The sequence below is a fragment of the Campylobacter sp. 2014D-0259 genome (assembly GCF_008000505.1).
Classification (GTDB): Bacteria; Campylobacterota; Campylobacteria; order Campylobacterales; family Campylobacteraceae; genus Campylobacter_D; species Campylobacter_D jejuni.
In genome coordinates this window covers 153,892-175,925 of record NZ_VOAQ01000026.1, presented here as the reverse complement: position 1 = coordinate 175,925, position 22,034 = coordinate 153,892, and the positions used below count along the sequence as shown (strand labels likewise).

The 22,034-nt window shown below is 32.5% G+C and carries 16 protein-coding genes and 1 pseudogene; 11 read left to right on the top strand and 6 right to left on the bottom strand.

The features are described 5' to 3' along the window. The first annotated feature begins 1 nt into the window (after window position 1). The 4 genes from SR63_RS08460 (at window position 2) to dsbI (ending at window position 4,495) form a co-directional block, all read left to right on the top strand. Window positions 2-916, top strand: a complete 915-nt coding sequence (locus SR63_RS08460; RefSeq protein ID WP_147498434.1) for a cytochrome-c peroxidase — start codon at window positions 2-4, stop codon at window positions 914-916. Next, window positions 906-2,684, top strand: coding sequence for a methyl-accepting chemotaxis protein (locus SR63_RS08455; RefSeq protein ID WP_147498433.1), 1,779 nt, complete (start codon window positions 906-908; stop codon window positions 2,682-2,684). The genes SR63_RS08460 and SR63_RS08455 overlap by 11 nt, the downstream gene beginning before the upstream one ends. Window positions 2,685-2,789: 105 nt before the next feature. Then, window positions 2,790-2,957, top strand: a complete 168-nt coding sequence (dba, locus tag SR63_RS08450) for a disulfide bond formation protein Dba (RefSeq protein ID WP_002779270.1) — start codon at window positions 2,790-2,792, stop codon at window positions 2,955-2,957. A gap of 11 nt (window positions 2,958-2,968) precedes the next feature. Continuing rightward, a complete protein-coding gene (gene dsbI, locus SR63_RS08445; RefSeq protein ID WP_002859731.1) occupies window positions 2,969-4,495 on the top strand; it encodes a disulfide bond formation protein DsbI in 1,527 nt (508 codons plus the stop codon). Window positions 4,496-4,515: 20 nt separating this feature from the next. On the opposite strand, the gene queC is transcribed toward dsbI, so the two are convergent. Beyond that, complete coding sequence (queC, locus tag SR63_RS08440) at window positions 4,516-5,190, bottom strand: 7-cyano-7-deazaguanine synthase QueC (RefSeq protein ID WP_002779268.1); 675 nt, start codon at window positions 5,188-5,190, stop codon at window positions 4,516-4,518. 76 nt (window positions 5,191-5,266) lie between these two features. Between queC and SR63_RS08435 the strand changes: the two genes are divergently transcribed. Both SR63_RS08435 and SR63_RS08430 read left to right on the top strand, forming a co-directional pair. Then, window positions 5,267-6,493, top strand: a complete 1,227-nt coding sequence (locus SR63_RS08435) for an HD domain-containing protein (RefSeq protein WP_147498432.1) — start codon at window positions 5,267-5,269, stop codon at window positions 6,491-6,493. Window positions 6,494-6,584: 91 nt separating this feature from the next. Then, entirely contained in the window at window positions 6,585-7,109 is a 525-nt protein-coding gene (locus SR63_RS08430) for a YagU family protein (RefSeq protein WP_002857701.1), read from the top strand. A gap of 11 nt (window positions 7,110-7,120) precedes the next feature. Here the strand turns inward: SR63_RS08430 and ilvD are convergent, their stop codons facing one another. Then, window positions 7,121-8,797 (bottom strand): dihydroxy-acid dehydratase, encoded by a 1,677-nt coding sequence (gene ilvD, locus SR63_RS08425; RefSeq protein WP_147498431.1) that lies wholly within the window; start codon window positions 8,795-8,797, stop codon window positions 7,121-7,123. A gap of 159 nt (window positions 8,798-8,956) precedes the next feature. Here ilvD and SR63_RS08420 point away from each other — a divergent pair, with 159 nt between their 5' ends. The 3 genes and pseudogenes from SR63_RS08420 (at window position 8,957) to SR63_RS08410 (ending at window position 10,515) form a co-directional block, all read left to right on the top strand. Then, window positions 8,957-9,604, top strand: coding sequence for a ferritin family protein (locus SR63_RS08420; RefSeq protein ID WP_002853081.1), 648 nt, complete (start codon window positions 8,957-8,959; stop codon window positions 9,602-9,604). 64 nt (window positions 9,605-9,668) lie between these two features. Continuing rightward, window positions 9,669-9,907, top strand: a pseudogene (locus SR63_RS08415) (ComEA family DNA-binding protein). Window positions 9,908-9,939: 32 nt separating this feature from the next. Beyond that, window positions 9,940-10,515 carry a ribonuclease HII gene (locus SR63_RS08410; protein WP_002857688.1) on the top strand — a complete coding sequence of 192 codons (576 nt, stop codon included), beginning with the start codon at window positions 9,940-9,942 and terminating at the stop codon, window positions 10,513-10,515. On the opposite strand, the gene SR63_RS08405 is transcribed toward SR63_RS08410, so the two are convergent. The 3 genes from SR63_RS08405 to SR63_RS08395 form a co-directional block, all read right to left on the bottom strand. Continuing rightward, on the bottom strand, window positions 10,516-11,961 hold the full coding sequence (locus SR63_RS08405) for a glutamate synthase subunit beta (RefSeq protein WP_147498430.1): 1,446 nt from the start codon (window positions 11,959-11,961) through the stop codon (window positions 10,516-10,518). Between the two features lie 9 nt (window positions 11,962-11,970). Further along, window positions 11,971-16,461 (bottom strand): glutamate synthase large subunit, encoded by a 4,491-nt coding sequence (gene gltB / locus SR63_RS08400; RefSeq protein WP_002872068.1) that lies wholly within the window; start codon window positions 16,459-16,461, stop codon window positions 11,971-11,973. Between the two features lie 133 nt (window positions 16,462-16,594). After that, window positions 16,595-17,902 (bottom strand): Na+/H+ antiporter family protein, encoded by a 1,308-nt coding sequence (locus SR63_RS08395; protein ID WP_147498429.1) that lies wholly within the window; start codon window positions 17,900-17,902, stop codon window positions 16,595-16,597. Window positions 17,903-18,105: 203 nt separating this feature from the next. Between SR63_RS08395 and SR63_RS08390 the strand changes: the two genes are divergently transcribed. Both SR63_RS08390 and SR63_RS08385 read left to right on the top strand, forming a co-directional pair. Next, a complete protein-coding gene (locus SR63_RS08390) occupies window positions 18,106-19,344 on the top strand; it encodes a sulfite oxidase (protein WP_002859724.1) in 1,239 nt (412 codons plus the stop codon). A gap of 2 nt (window positions 19,345-19,346) precedes the next feature. Then, window positions 19,347-19,688, top strand: coding sequence for a monoheme cytochrome C (locus SR63_RS08385; protein WP_002853099.1), 342 nt, complete (start codon window positions 19,347-19,349; stop codon window positions 19,686-19,688). Between the two features lie 25 nt (window positions 19,689-19,713). On the opposite strand, the gene gyrB is transcribed toward SR63_RS08385, so the two are convergent. Further along, window positions 19,714-22,023, bottom strand: a complete 2,310-nt coding sequence (gene gyrB / locus SR63_RS08380; protein WP_002878709.1) for a DNA topoisomerase (ATP-hydrolyzing) subunit B — start codon at window positions 22,021-22,023, stop codon at window positions 19,714-19,716. Window positions 22,024-22,034: the final 11 nt, after the last annotated feature.

The following is a 22,034-nucleotide window of genomic DNA, read 5'->3' as shown; positions in this document are numbered from 1 at the left end:
CATGAAAAAAATAATAATGATTTTATGTTTATCTTATGCAAATATAGTCTTTGCAGTAGATATGATAACCCCTATTCCAAATTCCATCTCTTATGATAAAGAAAAAGCTGAACTTGGAAAAAGTCTTTATATGGATAAAAGTTTATCTAAAGATGGAAAAGTTTCATGTAATACTTGCCATAGGCTTGATCAACACGGTGTTGATGGGCTTGAATTTTCAATAGGAGTTGATAATCAACTCGATAAACCCTTTAACACTCCTACAACCTTTAATTCTGTGTTTAATTTTGTGCAATTTTGGAATGGCAGAGCTAAAGATTTAACAGAACAAGCTACAGTACCTTTTTTCAATCCCAAAGAAATGGGGCTAAGTCCTGAACTTCTTTTACAAAAAGTTAATTCAAATGAAAATTATGTAAAAACTTTTAAAAAACTTTATGGAGAAGTTGCAGTAGAAAACATAGCCCTTGCAATTGCTGAATTTGAAAAAACCTTAATCACCCCAAATTCTCCTTTTGATCGCTATCTTAGCGGGGAACAAAATGCTATTTCAGCTCAAGCTAAAAAAGGCTATGAAGATTTTAAAGCTAATGGTTGCATTTCTTGTCATCAAGGTCAAAATATAGGTGGGAATATGTTTCAAAAAATCGGTATTTTTGAAGAATACCCAAACCAAGAAGATTTAGGGCGCTATGAAATCACAAAAAGAGAAGCTGATAAAATGGTATTTAAAGTTCCTAGTCTTAGAAATATAGCCAAAACCGCGCCTTATTTTCATGATGGTTCTATACCTACTTTAGATGCTTGTGTTCAGTTTATGGCTTACTATCAACTAGGAAAATTTTTAGATCAAGAAACAGTTGACAATATAGTTGCATTCTTAGAAAGCTTAACAGGAGAATATCATGACAAATAAAAAAAGTTCATTTTTGATAAAATTTATTATCTTATCTACACTAGTTTTGACTTTCATTCTTGTTTTATTAGCTATTATTTTTAATAACTATTCTTCATCTAAAGACAATAAAGACTTGATAAACATAGTTCAGCAACTAGAAATTTCAGATGAAAAAATCAATTCTATTTTTCAAAATAGTTTTAATTTTATCAACTATGACCCAAGTGTGCAAGCGATAAAAAAAATGCAAGAAAACTTTACAAAACTTAAAACTTTTGGGATTGACATAAACAAAGCAGAAGAAATTTTTAATGCCAAACTAATCCAGCTTAATTATTTTAAATCCGCAAATTCCATAGCAGTAAATTCAAAACTTTATTTATTTGAACTAGCTAAAAATTATTTTGAAGAATTGGAACAAAACCATGAAACAAATAAAAACAACTATAAAACAATGAGTTCTATGTTAAGCGTTCTTTCAACTGAAAATATTTTACAAAAAACAACACTAAATCAACTCAACAATCTTATGAAAGAAATCAAAAATGATACAAAAAGTGAAAATTTACAACTTTTTTTAAAACACTATAAAATGATTGTAAAGCAAATTTCTATTATGCAAGATAATTCTTCTATTTATGAGAATAATTCTCTCATGAAAGAGTTAAAACAACTTAACACTTTTACCCAAAATACTATAGAACAATCTAATTTATTTAAATTTTATATCGCTTTAGCAGTATTTGGAATCACTCTTGTATTATTTGTATTTTTTATTTTATTAACACTAAAAAAAGTCATCATGCCAATTCATACTTTAGAAAAACTAAGCGCTAATTTAGCTAGCAAAGAAGCCAATCTACACTCTCGTTTAAATATAGATCCAAAAAGTGAGCTTGGACAAAGTGCTCAATATATTAATTCATTTATTTCCACCGTTCAAAACTCAATCATAGAAGCCATAGAAAATGCTAAATCAAGTCATCAAAATTCACAAAAACTCAAAAACAACTCTATGATGCTTGAAAACAGCTCTAATTCGCAACATGAACAAATTCAAGGAGTTAAAGAAATCACTCATGTTTTAGATGATCATATCAATCTTGCAGGAAATTTAGCACAAGAAAGTATAGAAAATATGCAAGATATGCACATACTAATGGATAAAGTAGAACTTACTCTATCTGAACTTGTAAATTTAATAAATGAAAACAATGAAAAAGAACAAAATATAGTAGCCAATATGGACAATCTAACCCAAAGTGCGGATAATATTATAGAAATCACAAACTCCATTAAAGACATAGCTGATCAAACTAATTTACTTGCCCTAAATGCAGCTATAGAAGCTGCAAGAGCAGGTGAACATGGACGTGGATTTGCTGTTGTAGCCGATGAAGTTGGACAGCTTGCTGATAAAACAAGTAAATCTCTTTTAAACATCAATGCTACTGTTAATACTATAGTCCAACAAATCAATGACAACAAAGCCTTAATGGATCTTATCCATGATTCTATGAAAGAAACCTCTTCAAAAACCAATGATTTACAACAAGAACTTGTAAATTCTATGCATAAATTGGAAAGCTCTATAGAATCAACCCAAACCATGAAAGATAAAAGCATGGAAGTAAAAGATAAAATGCTTATCTTAGGAACAAATATAGATAAAGTTAACGAACTTGCAAATTCTGTTAAAGATTTATCATGTGAAATCAATAATATCTCTCAAAATGTTCTAAATGGTGCCTCTAAACTCTCCGAAAAATTAAGTAGCTTTCAGTAACTTTTTTCACGTTAATTTAACTTAACGTGAAATTTCAATAAAAATTTTATTTTTAATTTATGTTTTTCAAGTAAAATTAGCAGTTTTTATTTCAAAGGAGATACTATGGAGTTTCTTGAACTTTTATTAGTTTTAATCGCCTTGATACTGATTATCAAAAAACCAGAAAAAGAAAATTTGGCTTTTGGTTTGGTAATGGTAGCTTGGCTTTTAATGGTTTTTTTCTATGTTGGCCACAAAACAGGCGCACTATTAACAATAATGAATCTGTAAGGAAGGGCTAAATGAACGAAATCAATAAAACAAAAAATTTCTACACACTAATGTGTTTAGCAGGCTTTTTGATTATACTCTTGCCTGTAGGTATTGCAAATTTGATATTTGGTTATATGTTGGGCGATAGTCCTTGCACGCTTTGCTGGGGACAAAGAGAAGCAATGATCTTTATCGGTGTAATGGCGCTTTTCATTGTTCGTTATGGTATGAAAGGTAAATACCTTGCTGCTCTTTTAATCATGACAGCAGTAGGGCTTTATCAATCTTTTGCTCACTATGGTAATCACGCTCATAGAGATTTAGATCAAGGTTTTGGTTTAGCAGTTTTTGGTATCCATACTTATTTTTGGGCTGAAGTAGTATTTTGGGCTGTTGTATTGCTCTTAGGTGTGATTTTTGCTTTTGCTCCTAAATTTAATGCTTTTGAAGCTGAACTAAATGGAGAAAAGTTTAGAAAATATACTAAATTTAGCTTTGCAGCAGTTTTAATCAGTGCTATCATCGTAGCATCAAATGTTTTCCAAGCCTTTGTTAGCACAGGTATTCCTCCTTATGTAGGACAAGGCGATCCTGTAAGATTTAGTTTAAATCCAAAATACATCATTTGGAGTAAAGAAGGTTGGAATGGTTTATGGCAAAATATTTCTTTCTTAGGAAAACGCGATGTTAAAGCTCCTGATTATGCTTTTGCACCTGCAAGTGAAAAACTTGGCATAAAATTTGATAATGATATCAACAATGCTCCATTTGCAAAAATCAATGATGAGCTTAAAATCACAAATGAACAAACCATAAATTTTGACAAAGCCATCAATACTCTTGATTATATCAATAACGAATTTGTAGCAAGTTCTAAATGGGATGTAGCTTTCTTAGATAATAATTTTAGCGTTAAAGAAGGTTTTGAACTTGATCCTTATTTTTCAGCTACTATTGATCCAATCATCGGTATCATACCTTATATGAACGATAAATTCATTCTTATGGGCTCAAACAAATCTTTCTTAAGATTTGCAAAAAATCCTAATGCAAGTGAAGAAGATATCGCTAAACAATACGCTGACTTTGTAAAAGGCAATGATAAATTTAAAGGTCAAGGCGAAAGTTTAGGTCGCGGAAGACTTGATACCGTAAGAGCAAAATTTAACCATGTAGCAAGTATGACTACAGATGGAAATTATCTTTATCTTGCAACTGTTCCAAACAACAAAGACGCTAAAACTTTTGTAATCTCTAAAGTTTCTTTAAAAGATCGTGTTCTTTCAGGAGAATTTACTCCAAAAGCAAATCTTAAAGAAGGTAAAACTTTAGGCGATCTTTATGTAACTTCTATGACTTTTAAAGATGGGGAAATTTATGCACTTAGCAAAAATCACAATGTGATTGCCGTAATTGATCCAGTCAAAGAAGAAGTAGTGAAAACTATCGCTTTCCCAAGCTCTATCACTAATGCTAGAAGCATTTTCTTTAAAGATGGAAAAATCAATATTCTTTCTTATCAAGATGGAGCAAACAAGCTTTATACTTTAAACTAAGCTTTAAGTCCTAGTGAAAACTAGGACTTATATTTAATCTTATCTTTAAATCCTGCTTTTTCAAAACCTCTTAAACGAAGCAAACAACTATCGCACTCCCCACAAGCTTCATCTTCACTCTCATAACAAGACCAAGTAAGTTCTAAAGGTACATTTTCTTTTAAGGCTAGTTCTACAATTTTAGCTTTGTTTAGTCTAACAAGCGGAGTTTTTATACAAACTTTGAAATTCTTACTCGTACCTTCATTGATAAATTCTTGTGCCTTTTGTATAAACTCATCAGTACAGTCAGGATAACCACTGCCATCTTCTTCTACCACCCCTATAAAAATACTCTCACAATTTTCCTTTTCAGCCAAAGATCCTGCTATACTTAAGAAAATTCCATTGCGAAAAGGCACATAAGTGATAGGTGGAGTATCACTTGTACAAAGCTCATTTTTAGGGATGTCTATACTTTTATCGGTTAAGGCATTACCCCCTATATCTTTGATAAAACTCACATCTAAAATATAAGATTTTTCTACTTTTAAAGCCTTGCAAATTTGCTTAAAACATTCTTTTTCTTTTTCTTGAGTGCGTTGTTCATAGTCAAAATGCAAAGCGATGATTTCATAACCTTCTTTTTTGGCCAGATAAGCACACAAAGTACTATCCATACCGCCACTTATGATACAAAGTGCTTTTTTACTCATTTTTATCCTTAAATTTGCTATAATTTCACAATTTTAACGAAAATTTTTAAATTTAAATTGCAAAAAAGGCAAAAGCATGATAAACATAAAACTCATAGAACACATTTTTAAAGCCGCTTCTATCAGTCGTTGGAATGATTATCCAAGAATGGCAAATTTGGTTGAACTTGACAAACAAGCTCATAAATTCATCATCGCATATTTTATCGCTAAAATGGAAAAAGATGTGGATATGAGAGTGATTATAGAAGGGGGAATTTTTGAGTTTTTAAGTCGTGTTGTGGTAACTGATATACGCCCTGATGTGTATCATGAAATCGTGCGTCAAAAAAAAGCTGAAGTTAATGCTTGGGTTTTAAGCAAAATCGAACCTATGATAGAAGATATAGAAGATGGGGAATTTCTAAAGCGTTTTGAAGCGTATTTAAACGGTAATGCTTATGCTAAAGAAAGACTTATCTTAAAAGCAGCTTCATATTTTGCTACAAGATGGGAATTTAACATAGTTTATCAAACCTCAGCTTTTTTAAATGATATTGATGAGATTAAAAACAAAGTTGAAGAAGAATTGGAAGATTACTATGAGCTTATAGGAGCTAGAAAAATCGCTTTAAATCAAAAAATAGCCAAAATTATTGATCTTAGCGGAAGACTTCGCTTTCAAAAACGTTGGGCTCAAACTCCACGCATACCAGAAACCGCGGTTTTAGGACATATGCTTGTGGTGGCGATTTTAGGATATTTTTACTCACTAAAAATCAAGGCTTGCGATAAAAGACTTGAAAATAATTTTTATTGTGCTTTGTTTCATGATTTGCCAGAGTCTTTAACACGTGATATTATCAGCCCTGTAAAATACGGCATTGATAGACTTCATGATATCATAAATGATTATGAAATGAAACTTATTAATGAAAGAATTTTACCCTTTGTACCTGAGGGTTTAAGGGCTGAGTTTTCTTATATTTTAGGCATTAGAGAAGGTAGAAACGGTGAGTCAAATTTTGTAAAAAATGAGTTTGAAAATCGCACTTATAAAAATGCTAAAATCGAGCTTTGCAGCGGAAGTTTAAGCTCTTTTAATGAAAATGAATTTGGTGCTATAGATGGTAAGGCGCTTAAATACTGCGATAAAATTGCTGCTTATATAGAAGCAGGACTTAGTATAAGTTATGGTGTAAAGTCTAAAGAACTTGAAAGTGGTTTTTTAGGAATGCATGAGTTTTTTAAAGAAAATCCTACCATAGATGGGGTGAATTTTTTTGAAATTTGTGAAAGTTTAAGAGAGTATTTTAAAATTTAAATAAGATTTTTATACTACTATTTTCAATATGTTTTAAATAAAAATATTATAAATTCAAATTTTATTTTGTATAAAATATAAAGGAGTTATTATGAAAAAATACTTTCAAAAGCGCTATACTTTAGCCTTTTTTATAGGTATATTAGCGGGTATTTTCGGAGCTATTGTTAAATGGGGTTGGGAAGTACCTTTTCCTCCAAGAAATCCCAATGTTTTTTGGCCAGCAGATGCTTTAGAACGTGTTACTCCACCTAAAATTTTTCTAGAACAACTAGGCTTGCCTACTGATTGGACTTATATGTTTTCAGGTATGCAAATGCCTTTGTCAATTTTTATAGTACATGTCGGTTTTTCTATTATTTTTGGAGTTGCTTATTGTATGATAGCGGAAAAATGGCACCGTATTACTATGTGGCAAGGTGCAGTTTTTGGATTTTTTGTTTATCTTTTTGCCCATGTTATTGTAATGCCTTTAATTGCAGAAGTTCCACCACTTTCTGAAATTCCTTTTGATGAACACCTGTCTGAAATTTTTGGCCATATTGTTTGGCTGTGGGGCATGGAAATAGTTCGTAGAGATATAAGAAATCGTATAACCAAAGAAATAGAAGAATGAAAGGAAACCTTTCATTCCATATCTAAAACCGCACCTTTACTAGCATTGCTAACAAGTTTTTGATACATTCTAAGCCATCTTGAAGACACCTCTTTTTGAGGCAATGCAAATTCTTTTTTACGTTTAGCAATTTCTTCTTCACTTACATTTGCATGGATAGTATAAGCATCTACATCAATTTCTATTTCATCTCCATCTTTTAAAAGTCCTATAAGACCACCTTCAGCTGCTTCAGGGGAAATATGACCGACGCTTAAACCCCTTGTAGCCCCACTAAAACGACCATCGGTGATTAAAGCTACATCAGCACCTAAACCCATACCCATTAAAAGTGAAGTAGGACTTAACATTTCTTGCATACCAGGACCCCCTTTTGGACCTTCATAGCGTATTACACAAACATTTCCTTTTTGCACCTTGCCTTTGATAATGCCTTTTATAGCTTCATCTTGAGAGTTAAAACAAACAGCTTTGCCTTTAAATTTTCTTTCTCCGATTATTCCTGCGGTTTTTATAACGCAACCTTGCTCGGCTAAATTTCCAAACAAAATGGCAAGCCCACCTACTTTTGAGTAAGCATTATCTACTTTACGAATGATATTTTCATCTTTAATTTTGGCATTTTTTAAGCGTTCTTTGAGACTTTCTCCTGTAATGGTCAGTGCATCAAGTTCTAAAATATGTCCTTGTCTGCTTGAAATTTCAGCCATAACTGCACTCACACCGCCTGCTTTGTGGATATCATCCATATAAACACTATTTAGCGATGGGGCTATTTTTGCTATATGTGCAACTTTACTTGAGATGAAATTTAAATCTTTAATGTCTAGTGCTACCCCTGCTTCACGCGAAATGGCAAGCATGTGTAAAACTGTATTGCTACTTCCACCCATTGCCATATCTACTACCATAGCATTACGCACAGCTTTTTGAGTGATGATATTACGAATTTTAAAACGTTCATCTAGGGCGATTTCACAAATACGACGCGCTGCTTTTCTTAAAAGCTCTTCTCTTTCTTTACTTAAAGCTAAAATGGTTCCATTGCCTTCTAGTGCTATACCCATAGCTTCGCATAAGGTATTCATAGAATTTGCTGTAAACATTCCCGAACAAGATCCACCACTTGGACAGGCTGAACATTCTATATCTTTAAATTCTTCTTCACTAATTTTTTTGGATTCATAAGCCCCTACAGCTTCAAAAACAGTGCTAAGGCTGATCTTTTCTCCTTTTTTGGTTACTCCTGAAGCCATAGGCCCACCACTTACAAAAATGGTTGGAACATTGACCCTTAAAGCTCCCATTAACATACCAGGAGTAATTTTATCGCAGTTTGGAATACAGATTAAAGCATCAAGTTGATGAGCATTCATCACTGTTTCAATAGAATTTGCGATAAGTTCACGACTTGGTAAAGAATAAAGCATACCTTCATGTCCCATAGCTATACCATCATCTACGCCTATGGTATTAAACTCAAAAGGTACGCAACCATTTTTGCGTATCTCATCTTTAATGATTTTAGCATAATCATTTAAAAAATAATGCCCTGGGATTATATCTATATAGCTATTTGCTACACCTATAAAAGGTTTGTCAAAATCTTCATCTTTCAAACCACAAGCACGAAGTAAAGAACGATTAGGTGCTCTTAAATGTCCTTTTTTTATCGCATCGCTTCTCATTGTAACTCCTGATAATAATTTTTTAAAATTATATTTAGCAAAGCTTAATTTTTGTGAAATTTATTTTGATATACATTTTCATAAATGATAAAAATTATTAATTGACAAAAATATTTTTTTATAATACAATACTTTTTGATAATCAAAAAAGGAGTCAAAATGAGACAATATGAAACCTATAAATGCCAAAAATGTGGCAATGAAGTAGAAGTTCAAAATGTAGGTGGCGGTAAGCTTAGTTGTTGTGGTGAAGAAATGAAATGTATCACTACAGATTTAACTGCAGTAAATTTAATGAAAGCTTTTGCAGGCGAATCTATGGCAAGAAACAAATACGATTTATTTGCTGATGTAGCTGAAGAAGAAGGTTGGCATGCGGTTGCTAGACATTTTAGAGAAGCGGCTGAAAATGAAAAATGGCATGCAAGAGCAGAATTTAAAGCTTATCATGAAATCGTTGATGGCAAACCTTTAGAAGTAACTACAAAAAACCTAGTAACTGCTGCAGAAGGTGAAAACTATGAGCACACAACTATGTATCCAAATTTTGCAAAAATCGCTGAAGATGAAGGCAAAAAGGCTATAGCGAGATTATTTACAGCTATTGGTAAAGTAGAAATTGAACACGAAAGAGAATATCTAGCGCTTAAAAAAATGCTCGAAGAAGAAGAATTTTTTAATAGTGAAGTAGAAGAATTATGGGTTTGTGAAGTATGCGGACATATACATCGTGGCAAAAAAGCTCCAGCAGCCTGTCCTTTATGTAAAGCACCAAAAGAGTATTTTAAACGTGAATTTTTGGGTTAAGTTAAGAAATTCTTATCCTTTTTAAGATAATATTATAATTATTTTTTAATAAAAGGATAAGAAAATGAAAAAATTACTATTTTTATTTTTTGCTTTAACGGCTTTTCTCTTTGGTGCTGTAAATATCAACACTGCAACACTAAAAGAATTAAAAAGTTTAATGGTATTGGCGAAGCTAAGGCTAAAGCGATTTTAGAATACCGCAAAGAAGCAAATTTTACAAGTATTGATGATCTTAAAAAAGTTAAAGGCATAGGTGATAAGCTTTTTGAAAAAATCAAAAATGATATCACAATAGAATAAAAGGGCATTTTTGCCCTTCTTTTTAGAAAAATTTGAAAACTTTATTTGACACAAAAGAACTTTTAAACGAATTTGATATAAATTTAATCGGTATTGATGAAGCAGGACGCGGTGCTTTAGCAGGTCCTATGATGATGGCAGCTTGCAAACTGAACAAACAACTTGATGGGTTGTGTGATTCTAAAAAACTAAGCGAAAAAAAACGCGAAGAACTTTATGAAATCATCATCAAAAATTCAAACTATCTCATACTTGCTTTTTCTTCAGAACAAATCGACGCACTAGGCTTAAGCACTTGTTTAAAAAAAGGCTTAAAACTTATAAAAAAGCATTTTAAAACAGAAAATAACTTCTTATATGATGGAAACACCAACCTAGGTATAAACGGGATAAAAACACAAATCAAAGCCGATGCTAGCATTTTGCAAGTAAGTGCAGCTAGCATACTCGCAAAAGTTAGTAAAGATAGGGTGATGAATTTCTTAGCTAAAGACTTTCCTTGTTATGAATTTGAAAAAAACAAAGCCTATGGCACAAAAGCCCATAAAGAATTTATAGCTAAATTTGGAATTTGCAAACTCCACCGAAAAAGTTTTAAACTTTTATGATTATTTTGCTAAATTTTGATGCAAACTCAAAGCACATTCTATACCATCTTTTATAGCCCAAACAACTAAAGATTGTCCTTTTCTAGCATCTCCACAAGCAAAGATTTTTTTATGAGTGGTTTGGAAATTTTCTGTGCTTATGTTGTTTTTCTTATCTAATTTCACTCCAAAATTTTTAGCGATAGCTTCTTCGCACCCGCTAAAACCCATAGCTAAAAGCACTAAATCCGCTTTATAAGTTTTTTTAGAATTTGGAATTTCAACATTTATAGCCTTGCCTTCTTTAAACTCGCGTTTTAAATCATTTGCTTCAACACATTCTACATGAGTTTTTCCTAAAAATTTCTTTGTCATTTTTTGATATTCCCTAGGATCTTTGCCATATACAGCAATGGCTTCTTCTAAACCATAATCAGTAGTAAAAATGTCAGCTTTTAAAGGCCAAGGATTGTTTTGGCTTCTTTGCAAAGGTCTTTTTGGACTTCTTTCAAAACGCACTATAGATTTAGCCCCTTGTCTTGTCGCCACAGCAATACAATCCACACTTGTATCCCCGCTTCCTATAACCAAGACATTTTTACCTTTGGCCATATCTGCACCCTTGCCTGTTTTTAACAAAGTTTTGGTATTTTGCGTTAAAAAATCAAGGGCAAATTCAACCCCTTTTAGCTTTCTGCCTTCTATATCAAGATCTATAGGCTTGCTTGCTCCTGTACAAAGCACCAAAGCATCAAATTCTTTTAGAAGTTTTGAAACCTTATCTTTGCTGTCTATATTTTCATTCGCTTTAAATTCAATCCCGCTTTTTTTAAGCAAATCCACCCGTCTTTGAACTATACTTTTATCAAGCTTCATATCAGGGATACCATACATCAAAAGTCCACCTATTTTATCGCTTCTTTCAAAAACACTTACTTTATAACCTAGTGAATTTAAAGTGTTAGCACAAGCAAGCCCAGCAGGTCCACTTCCTATGATAGCGATTTTTTTGCCATTGTATTGCTTAGGTTTATTTACTCTTACTAAATTTTCCTTAAAAGCATTTTCTATAATGGATAATTCATTATTTTTTATGCTCACACTAACACCATTTATCGCACACACACAAGAATCCTCACAAGGAGCAGGGCAAACACGACCGGTAAATTCAGGAAAAGGATTGGTAAGATCAAGTCTTTCATAAGCTTCTTCCCATAAAGAACGATAAATAAGATCGTTCCATTCAGGAATGAGATTGTTTAAAGGACAGCCTACATCTTTTCCTTCGCTCATCACACCCGTATGACAAAAGGCCACACCACAATCCATACATCGTCCGCCCTGAATTTCTTGTTCTTTTTTATCCAAAGGTATAGTAAATTCTTTGTAATTTAAAACCCTTTCCTTAGGAGCAATTTTTTTAAAATCCATTCTTTTAAAATCTAAAAAACCTCTTGCATTTCCCATTTTTACTCCTTATTTTTGTGTGATTTTCAAAAATGCTGCTAAATTTGGATCTTTTTCATTTTTACAAAGATCAAGCATTTTTAACATCTTTTCATAATCTCTTGGCATGACTTTAAAAAAGTCTTTTTTATCGAATTTTTCTAAAATATCTTTAGCCTTTTTAGAATCTGTATAAGTGATATGTTTTTCTATCACAGCTTTTAATTCTTTTTCATCCTTAGCATTAAGATCTTTAATATCCACAAGCTCGGTATTTACATGAGCTTCATTGTGTCTTCCAAAGATATAAACAACGCCCCCACTCATACCAGCAGCGAAATTCGCACCCACATCTCCAAGAACTACAACTTGTCCACCTGTCATATATTCACAACCATGCACGCCTGTTCCTAAAACCACAGCCAAAGCCCCTGAATTTCTTACACAAAATCTTTCCCCTGCTATACCATCTAAATACACTTCACCTTTTGTAGCTCCGTATAAACAAGCATTTCCTGCGATGATATTTTCTTCAGGTGAAAAAGTGGCTTCATTTGAAATTTTTGCTATGATTTTACCACCACTTAAACCCTTGCCTAAATAATCATTGCTATCGCCTATAATCTCAAGTTTAATACCCTTTAACAAAAACGCTCCAAAGCTATTGCCTGCATTGCCTATAGCTTTGATATGGATACTATCTTCATCTAAAGCATCTTTTCCATAAGTTTTTAAAATTTCACTTGAAAGCATAGTTGCAAAAGTACGACTTTGATTTCCTACTTCTAAAGAAAGTTTGATAGGCTCTTTTTTCTCCACAGCATTTTTACAAAGTGGTAGTAAAATTCTATAATCAATCGTTTTTTCAAGTTTATTGTCTTTATAATCTTTAAAATGCACAGCGGTTCTATTATAAGTAGGCAAGGATTTTAAAATTTTATCTAAATTTAGCTTTCCTGCTTTACCTTGCACACTTTTTTGGCGGAGTTTATCCACGCGACCTATCATATCATCTAGGCGTTCAAAACCAAGCCTTGCCATGTATTCTCTAAGTTCCTCAGCTATAAAATACATGAAATTAATCACATCATCTACTTTGCCTTTGAAACGATCTCTAAGTTCTGTATCTTGAGTGGCTATACCAAAAGGACAGGTATTTAGATGACAAACTCTCATCATTGTACAACCTAAAACAATCAAAGGCGCGGTTGCAAAACCAAATTCTTCAGCTCCTAAAAGTGCTGCTATGGCTAAATCACGCCCATTCATAAGCTTTCCATCAGTTTCTAATCTTACCCTATCTCTAAGCTTATTTAAGATCAAAGTTTGATGCGTTTCAGCTAAGCCTAACTCCCAAGGAATTCCAGCATGCGGTATAGAAGTTCTAGGACTTGCACCCGTACCTCCATCATAACCTGAAACAAGGATTAAATTCGCGCCTGCCTTAGCCACACCTGCAGCAACCGTTCCTATGCCATTTTCGCTTACAAGTTTTACTGAAATTTTAGCGTCTTTGTTTGCATGTTTTAAATCATAAATGAGTTGAGCCAAATCCTCAATAGAATAAATATCATGATGAGGAGGTGGGGAAATAAGCGTCACACCTGCAGTAGAATGTCTAGCCTTAGCTATCCAAGGATAGACTTTAAAGCCCATTAATTGTCCGCCCTCACCTGGTTTTGCACCTTGAGCGACTTTGATTTGAATTTCTTTTGCATGACTTAAGTAGTTTAAATCCACGCCAAAACGCCCACTTGCTACTTGCTTAATGGCTGAGTTTTTATCCACACCCTCTTTGATTTCATAGCGTTCTTCATCCTCACCACCTTCACCTGAATTTGATTTAGCACCTATTTTATTCATAGCCTGTGCTAAACACTCGTGTGCTTCTTTAGAAATAGAACCATAACTCATCGCCCCTGTTCTAAAGCGTTTAACTATACTTTCTACACTTTCAACCTTATCTATACTGATAGCTTCACTAAAATCAAATTCCATCAAAGAACGCAAATTAACTTGTTTTTCATCTACTAAAGCCGAGTATTTTTTAAAGCTTTTATAGTCTTTGTTGCGACAGGCTTGCTGAAGATTAAAAATCACAAGCGGATCGATTAAATGTTCTTCTTTAGCACTTCTAAAACCATGAATTCCTTTAGAATCTAAAGCCTTATGTGTATCGTTAAAAGCATGTTTGTGTAAAGCAATGAGTTCTTTTTCAAAATCTTCTAAATCCATACCTTCAATGCGTGAAGTTGTAGAAGTGAAGTATTTATCAATCACCTTAGAGCTTAAGCCCAGACATTCAAAAAGTGCAGAGCCATTATAACTTTGCAAGGTAGAAACCCCCATTTTAGAAGCAATTTTGACTATACCACTTGAACTTGCCTTGATGAAATTTTCTACCGCCTTTTCATAACTTAAATTTAAATCTTTATTGGCAATGAGTTTTTGTATACTCTCATAAACCAAATAAGGATTAATAACAGTCGCACCATAACCTAAAAGACATGCAAAATGATGAATTTCTCTAGGTTCACCACTTTCGATGATAAGACTTGTATGTGTTCTTAAATTTTTTCTTACTAGATGATTATGCACTCCAGAAACAGCAAGCAAAGCAGGGATATAAGCGTTTTTTTCATCCACTCCTTTATCGCTTAAAATGATAATAGAAACACCTTTTTTAACCTCATCTTCTATCTTAACGCAAAGTTCATCTAAAGCCTTTTCTAAAGTTTTTTTAGAATAATCATAAAGTATAGAAAATTCTTTAACTTGAAATTTATTTAAAGCCTTAACTTCAAAAAGTTCTTCATTGCTTATCACAGGTAAGGCTATTTTTACGCGTTTTGCATTGTTTTCATCGGGTTTTAATAAATTGCCTTCGCTTCCTAGATAAATCCTTGTAGAAGTAACGATCTCTTCTCTTATGGCATCAAGAGGAGGATTAGTTACTTGTGCAAAAAGTTGTTTAAAATAATTATACAAAGGTTGATAAGTTTTAGAAAGTATAGCCAAAGGAGTATCTACACCCATAGCTGCTATAGCTTCTTTACCATTTTGAGCCATAGCAGCCACACTCATTTTAAGCTCATCATAACTCCAACCAAAAGCTTTTTGGAGTTTTAAAACCTCATCTTCTTTTAAAAACTGATGTTTATAAACTCCGCTTTTTTGTTTTTCAAGTTCAACTAAATTTTTAAGCCATTTTTTATAAGGCTTAGCATTAGCATAATGCTCTTTGATTTCATTATCAGCTATAACCCTACCTCTTGCTGTATCAACGAGTAAAAGTTTTCCAGGTTCTAAGCGTTTTTTGGCTTTGATATTTTTTTCATCAAGTTTTAATGCCCCTGTTTCACTTGAAAGTATGAGCATATCATCTTTTGTAAGATAATACCTTGAAGGACGAAAACCATTTCTATCCAAACTCGCCCCCATAATCACTCCATCAGTAAAAACTATAGCAGCAGGCCCATCCCAAGGCTCCATCAATAAAGAATGATATTCATAAAAAGCACGCTTTTTGCTTTCCATATTTTCATTTTTGTGCCAAGGTTCTGGCACCATCATCATAAAAGCTTCTTCTAAAGTACGACCATTTAGAGCTAAAAATTCTAAAGTATTATCAAACATTGCAGAATCACTGCTAGGCTTAGCTATGATAGGAAAAATTTCATCTAAATTTTCAAAATACTCACTTTGCATCAAGCCTTCTCTAGCTCTTATGCTATCAACATTTCCGCGTATGGTATTAATCTCTCCATTATGCACCATATAACGGTTTGGATGGGCTCTTTCCCAACTTGGGAAGGTATTAGTCGAAAAGCGAGAATGCACCAAAGCGATGGCTGATTTCATATTGACATCTTTAAAATCAAGATAAAAATCGCTCAATTGAGTTGAAAGAAGCATTCCTTTATAAACTATGGTGCGTGAAGAAAAACTTGAAAAATAAAATTTTGGCACATTAATAGCTCTTTTTTCTATAAGTCGACGCGTACTATAAAGCACTCTTTCAAACTCAAGTCCTGCACTTATTTTACTTGGTTTTTTCACAAAGGCTTGTAAAAAATAAGGCATAGCTTTTAAAGCACTTGCACCTATATCACTAGGATTAAAAGGCACTTCTCTAAAACCTAAAAATTCAAGTTTTTTATCCTTTAAACCTTGTAAAAATATTTCTTTTGCTTCTTCTTTTGCATCAGTATTGGGTGATAAAAACATCTGTGCTACAGCATAATCACCCTTTTTAGGAAGTTCAAAACCCAATTCTTGAGTTTTAAAAAAATCATGTGGAATTTGGATTAAAATCCCCGCCCCATCACCTGAATTTTCTTCAGCTCCTGCACCACCTCGGTGTTCAAGATTCATCAAAATTTCTAAAGCATCACAAATAACCTTATAAGAAGCAATACCGCGTATATTAGCAACTGCAGCGATACCACAGGCATCGTGTTCGTTCTTTGGGTGATATAAACCTATGCTTTGATTATTTTCTAGGATATTTTCTAAATCCATTTTGCTCTCCTTATAAGACTGATTTAAATTTTGTTAGCTTTATAAGGATTATAGCATACATTTTTTTAAAATCGATATAATTTTTATCTTAAAAATAAATAAATTAAAAAATATTTTGATAGATTTGCAAAAATTATAAAAACATGGCGATAATACTACCCAAAATCAATAATGGACCATTATAAAAAATAAAAGTTGGTATGCAAGTATCTTTAATGTGATCGTGTTGTTTATCAGCATTTAATCCTACAGTAGTTCCCATGGTTGTTTCACTGGCTGGACTTCCTGCATCTCCTAAAGCTCCTGCTACTCCTAAGATAAATATAATAAGTGCTGTACTAAAACCAAGTTCCAAACAAATAGGACAAAAAAGCGTAGCTATGATAGGTATAGTTCCAAAAGAAGTACCTATACCCATAGTGATGATAAGTCCTATTAAAAGCATGAAAAACACTGCTAAAAATTTACTTTGCTCCATCCAAGGAACGACTGAATTTACAAGATCTACTACTGATCCACTTTCTTTTAAAACTTCTCCATATCCTGCAGCAACAAGGATAACAAAAGCTATAAAACCCATCATTTTAAGCCCATCATCAAAAACTTCATTGACTTTTGAAAATTCAACTCCACCCAAAATAACCATTAAAACAAAACCCAAAAGCCCTGATAAAGGTAAATTCATAGTCAAAATTTGCAAAATTAAAGTTAAAACAAGCCCAGCTAAAACACCCCATTCTTTACGCGTCATTTCAAGATTTTCTAAATCCACTTTAGCAATTTCTACTTCTTGATACTCTCTTGACTTACGATAAAACACAAAAAGCGCTAGAAAAAGTCCTGCTATCATACAAATAGCAGCGAAATACATAGTATTTGTAACATCATTTAAAGATACACTTACATTATTTGCATTTAAATTATCTTTTAAAAGATCTTGAAAAGTAAGTCCAAAGCCTACTGGCAAAACCATATAAGGCGTAGTAAGTCCAAAAGTTAAAGCACAAGCAACCGCTCTACGATCGATTTTAAGTTTATTAAAAAGACTTAAAAGAGGTGGAATCAACAAAGGTATAAAAGCCACATGAATAGGAATTAAATTTTGAGAAAAACAAGAAATCAAAACTATAGACAAAAGCAATAAATATTTTTTATGAGATATAAAATGACTTACTATCTTAATCAAATATGCAGTTAAATTTGTCTTTGAAATCGCTGCGGCAATGGCCCCTAAAAGTATATAGCTAAGAGCTGTTTTTAAATTTTCTTTCATTCCGCTTATAAGTATATTCATAGTATCTACGAGTTCAAGATGAGAAAATACACCTGCAACAAGAGCTGAGATCAAAAGACTCAAAAGTACATTAAAACGAAACAAACAAAGTAAAGTCATCAAAACAACACTGATAATGATAGGATTAGTAAGTAAAGTCAAAATTATTCCTTAAATAATTTTAAAAATTTAATTGTAGAAAAAACTTAGTTAAAATGTAATAAAACTCGAACATATAATGATTTTATTTTAATATGCAAAATTATAAAAATAATTAATTTTTTTAATCAAAAAGATTAATATAATCAATTATTTAAATTCCTAAAATTTATAATAAAATAAAAAAAACATAAAAATATAAGGATATTTCAATGAAACAAAACAATCAAAAAGAAGATCGCAGAAATTTCTTAAAAAATATAGGATTTGGTTTGCTTGGCATCAGTGTATTGTCAAATTTTTCTTTTGAGAATTTTTTAGGAAGTAAGGCTTTGGCAAAAGAATTGCCTGATTTTAAAATAGAAGGTAAAAAAGATCTTATCTACCATGGCGAAAAACCATTAACAGCAGAAACTGAAATTTATGCTCTTGATTCTGATTTTACCAAACCTGAAAATTTCTTTGTTAGAAATAATGGCTTACCACCAAGCCTAGAAACGATAAAAGAAAGACTTCACAAAGGTTGGACTTTAGAAATCGATGGAGAAAGCATTATCAATAAAAAATCTTACACCATAGAAGATTTAAAAAAGAAATTTAAAACCTATACTTATGCCTTAACAGTTGAATGCGGTGGAAATGGTAGATCCGAAGTTATACCTAGCACAAAAGGAACTCAATGGGGTTATGGTGCAGTAGCTTGCGGTAGATGGACAGGAGTGCGTTTAAAAGATATTTTAAAAGATTGTGGCATCAAAAATGATGCGGTTTATATCGGATATTATGGCATAGATACAAAATTAAATGGTGAAGAAACTTCACCTATTAGTAGAGGAGTTCCTATTTCTAAAGCTTTACAAGATGAAACTCTAATAGCTTGGGCTTATGAAGGCAAAGATATTCCTTTAGTCAATGGCTATCCACTTAGACTTGTTTGTGGTGGTTACCCTGCAAGTACAAGCGGTAAATGGCTTTATAAAATTTCAGTAAGAAATAAAATTCATGATGGTGAAAAGATGGAAGGTTCTTATAAAGTTCCTGTAAATCCGGTAAAACCAGGAGATTTTAACTATAAAGGCGAGATGAAAATCATAGAATCAATGCCTATAAGATCTGTAATTACTAATATCAAAAATGGTTCTGAAATAAAAGCAAATAAAAAATTTGAAGTTAGAGGTAAAGCTTGGGCTGGAGAACTTGAAGTTAGTGAAGTTTATATAAGCAATGATTATGGCGTAACATGGACTAAAGCAAAGGTAGAAAAACCATTAAATAGATTAGCATGGCAAAAATGGAGTGCTCAAATATCAATACCAACAAAAGGATATTATGAAATTTGGGCAAGAGCTATCGATAGTCAAGGTAACAGTCAACCTATGGTTTTAGCACAGTGGAATCCAGGAGGATATATCAATAATGCATGCCATAGAGTTAATGTTTATGGAGTTTAAGTATGAAAAAAATTATATTGATCTTAGCATTGTTTTTAAGTGCAAGTTGGGCTCAAAATCTTGAAATTAACCCTGATACAGGATTGATTATCGATCCTGATTCACCTTTAGTGGAAGCAAATTGTTTAGCTTGTCATGGATCCAATCTCATTACCAACATGCATGCAAGTAGAAAAGCTTGGTTAGCAGCTATAAGATGGATGCAAGATAGTGAAGGACTTTGGGAAATAGAACCTGAAGATGAAGAAAAAATTTTAAATTATCTTGAAAAATATTATGGAGAAAAATACGATACAAGAAGAAGAATTCCTCTAGCTATACTCTTACAAAACAAAACTCATTGAAGAAATCATTTCTTCAATGATAAATTTACACATCCAAATGCTTTACATCTTTAGCGTGTGCTTGGATATAATCGCGTCTTGGTTCAACCTCATCACCCATAAAGAGATTAAAGGTATCATTTGCACTTTGTGCATCTTCAATAGTGATTTTTAAAAGTCTTCTTACGCTTGGATCCATTGTGGTTTCCCAAAGTTGCTCAGGATTCATTTCCCCTAAACCTTTATAGCGTTGTATAGTAGCACCTTTTTTAGCATTGGTTTCAACATCTTCAAGAACTTCTAAAATATCTTTATCAAATTCCAAGCCTCTATCTTTAATCTTATCAAAAATATAACTTGCTTCTTCATATAGTGGATGAGTGAAAAGTTCTTCATTGATCACAAGTTCTTCTAAGCCATTTTGAGTTTGAACGAAAGCTCGAATTTCATTTTCGTTGATATAATGATTTAAGATATTGTGTCCTTGTGTTTCTAAAAATTGTTTGATTACACTAAATAATTCTTCATTATTTCCTTTAACTAAATTTGAATTTTCTATCATATAGCGTATCACAGAAATCACATTAAAACGCTTTTCAAGATCTTTTAAAATCGCACGATAAGCTGCAACGATTTTTAAATAATCTTTTAAATCATTCATTCCTATACCTTCATAGTTTAAACCTTCTATTCCTGTTTCTATCAGGTATTCGCTCAAAGCTTTTTCATCTTTTAAATAAATTTGCTTTTTAGCTTTTTTATAAAGATATAAAGGTGGTTGTGCTAGATAAATATGTCCATTTGCTACAAGTTCATTCATAAAACGGAAGAAGAAAGTTAAAAGCAAGGTTTGTATATGTGATCCATCAACATCCGCATCTGTCATGATAATGATTTTATGATATCTAAGTTTTGAAAGATCAAAATCTTCACCTATACCACAGCCAAAAGCGGTAATCATATTTTGAATTTGCTCAGATTTTAAAATTTTATCTAGTCTTGCTTTTTCAACATTTAAAATTTTACCACGCAAAGGCAGTATAGCTTGAAAAGATCTTTCTCTACCTTGTTTTGCAGAACCTCCTGCAGAATCCCCTTCCACAAGATAAATTTCACTTTCACTTGGATCTTTACTTTGACAATCAGCTAATTTCCCTGGTAAAGTTCCTACGCTTAAACTTTCTTTTTTACGCGTTAATTCTCTAGCTTTTTTCGCTGCTTCTCTTCCTCTAGCTGCCATTAAGGCTTTGTTCATTATAGCTTTAGCTTCGATAGGATTTTCTTCAAAATATTTAGTCAAATATTCAAAACTTGCTTTTGAAACTATAGGACGCACATAAGTTGAACCAAGTTTTCCTTTGGTTTGTCCTTCAAATTGTGGTTCAGGCACCTTTACACTCACAATAGCGATCAAACCTTCACGCACATCATCACCCGTGATTTTATTATCCTTTTCTCTAGCACTTGCATTTGCTTCTATATAGTTACTTATCACACGAGTTAAACCCATTCTAAAACCAGCTTCGTGTGTTCCACCATCTGGAGTTTTGATATTATTTACAAAAGAGAGTAAATTTTCACTATAAGTATCATTGTAAAGCAAAGCTACTTCAACATTCACATCTTCTTCATCTACGCTAAAGAAAATTGCTTTAGTTAAAGCTTCTTTTTTATTTAAGTCTGTAACAAACTGAGAAATTCCACCTTCAAAGTGAAAACTTTCATGTTTGCCTACGCGGTTATCTTTAAAATTTATAGTGATTTTTGGATTTAAGTATGCAAGTTCACGAAATCTTTTAGCCAAAATTTCATAATCAAATTCAGTTACTTCAAAAATTTGATCATCAGGCCAAAATTCTATAGTTGTTCCTGTTTTTTTACTTTTTCCTATCACACCAAATTCACTGATAACTTTACCTTCTGAAAATTCTTGACGATAAATTTCTCCATTTCTTTCAACTGTAGCTACAAGTTTTTTAGAAAGTGCATTTACAACCGAAACCCCAACACCGTGCAAACCGCCTGAAACTTTATAAGTATCTTTATCGAATTTTCCCCCTGCATGTAGGACAGTTAAAACAACAGTTAAAGTTGGCATATTTTCAGTTGGGTGCATATCAACAGGAATACCACGACCATTATCACTAACTATACAGCTTCCTTCAGTAGTGATTTCTACATCTATAGTATCACAATGTCCTGCCATAGCTTCATCAATAGAATTATCCACAACTTCATAAATCATATGATGAAGTCCGCCTATGTTTGTATCTCCTATATACATACCTGGGCGTTTTCTAACAGCTTCTAAGCCTTTTAAGACTTTAATATTACTCGCACCATAATTTTCTTGCATATTTTTCCTTT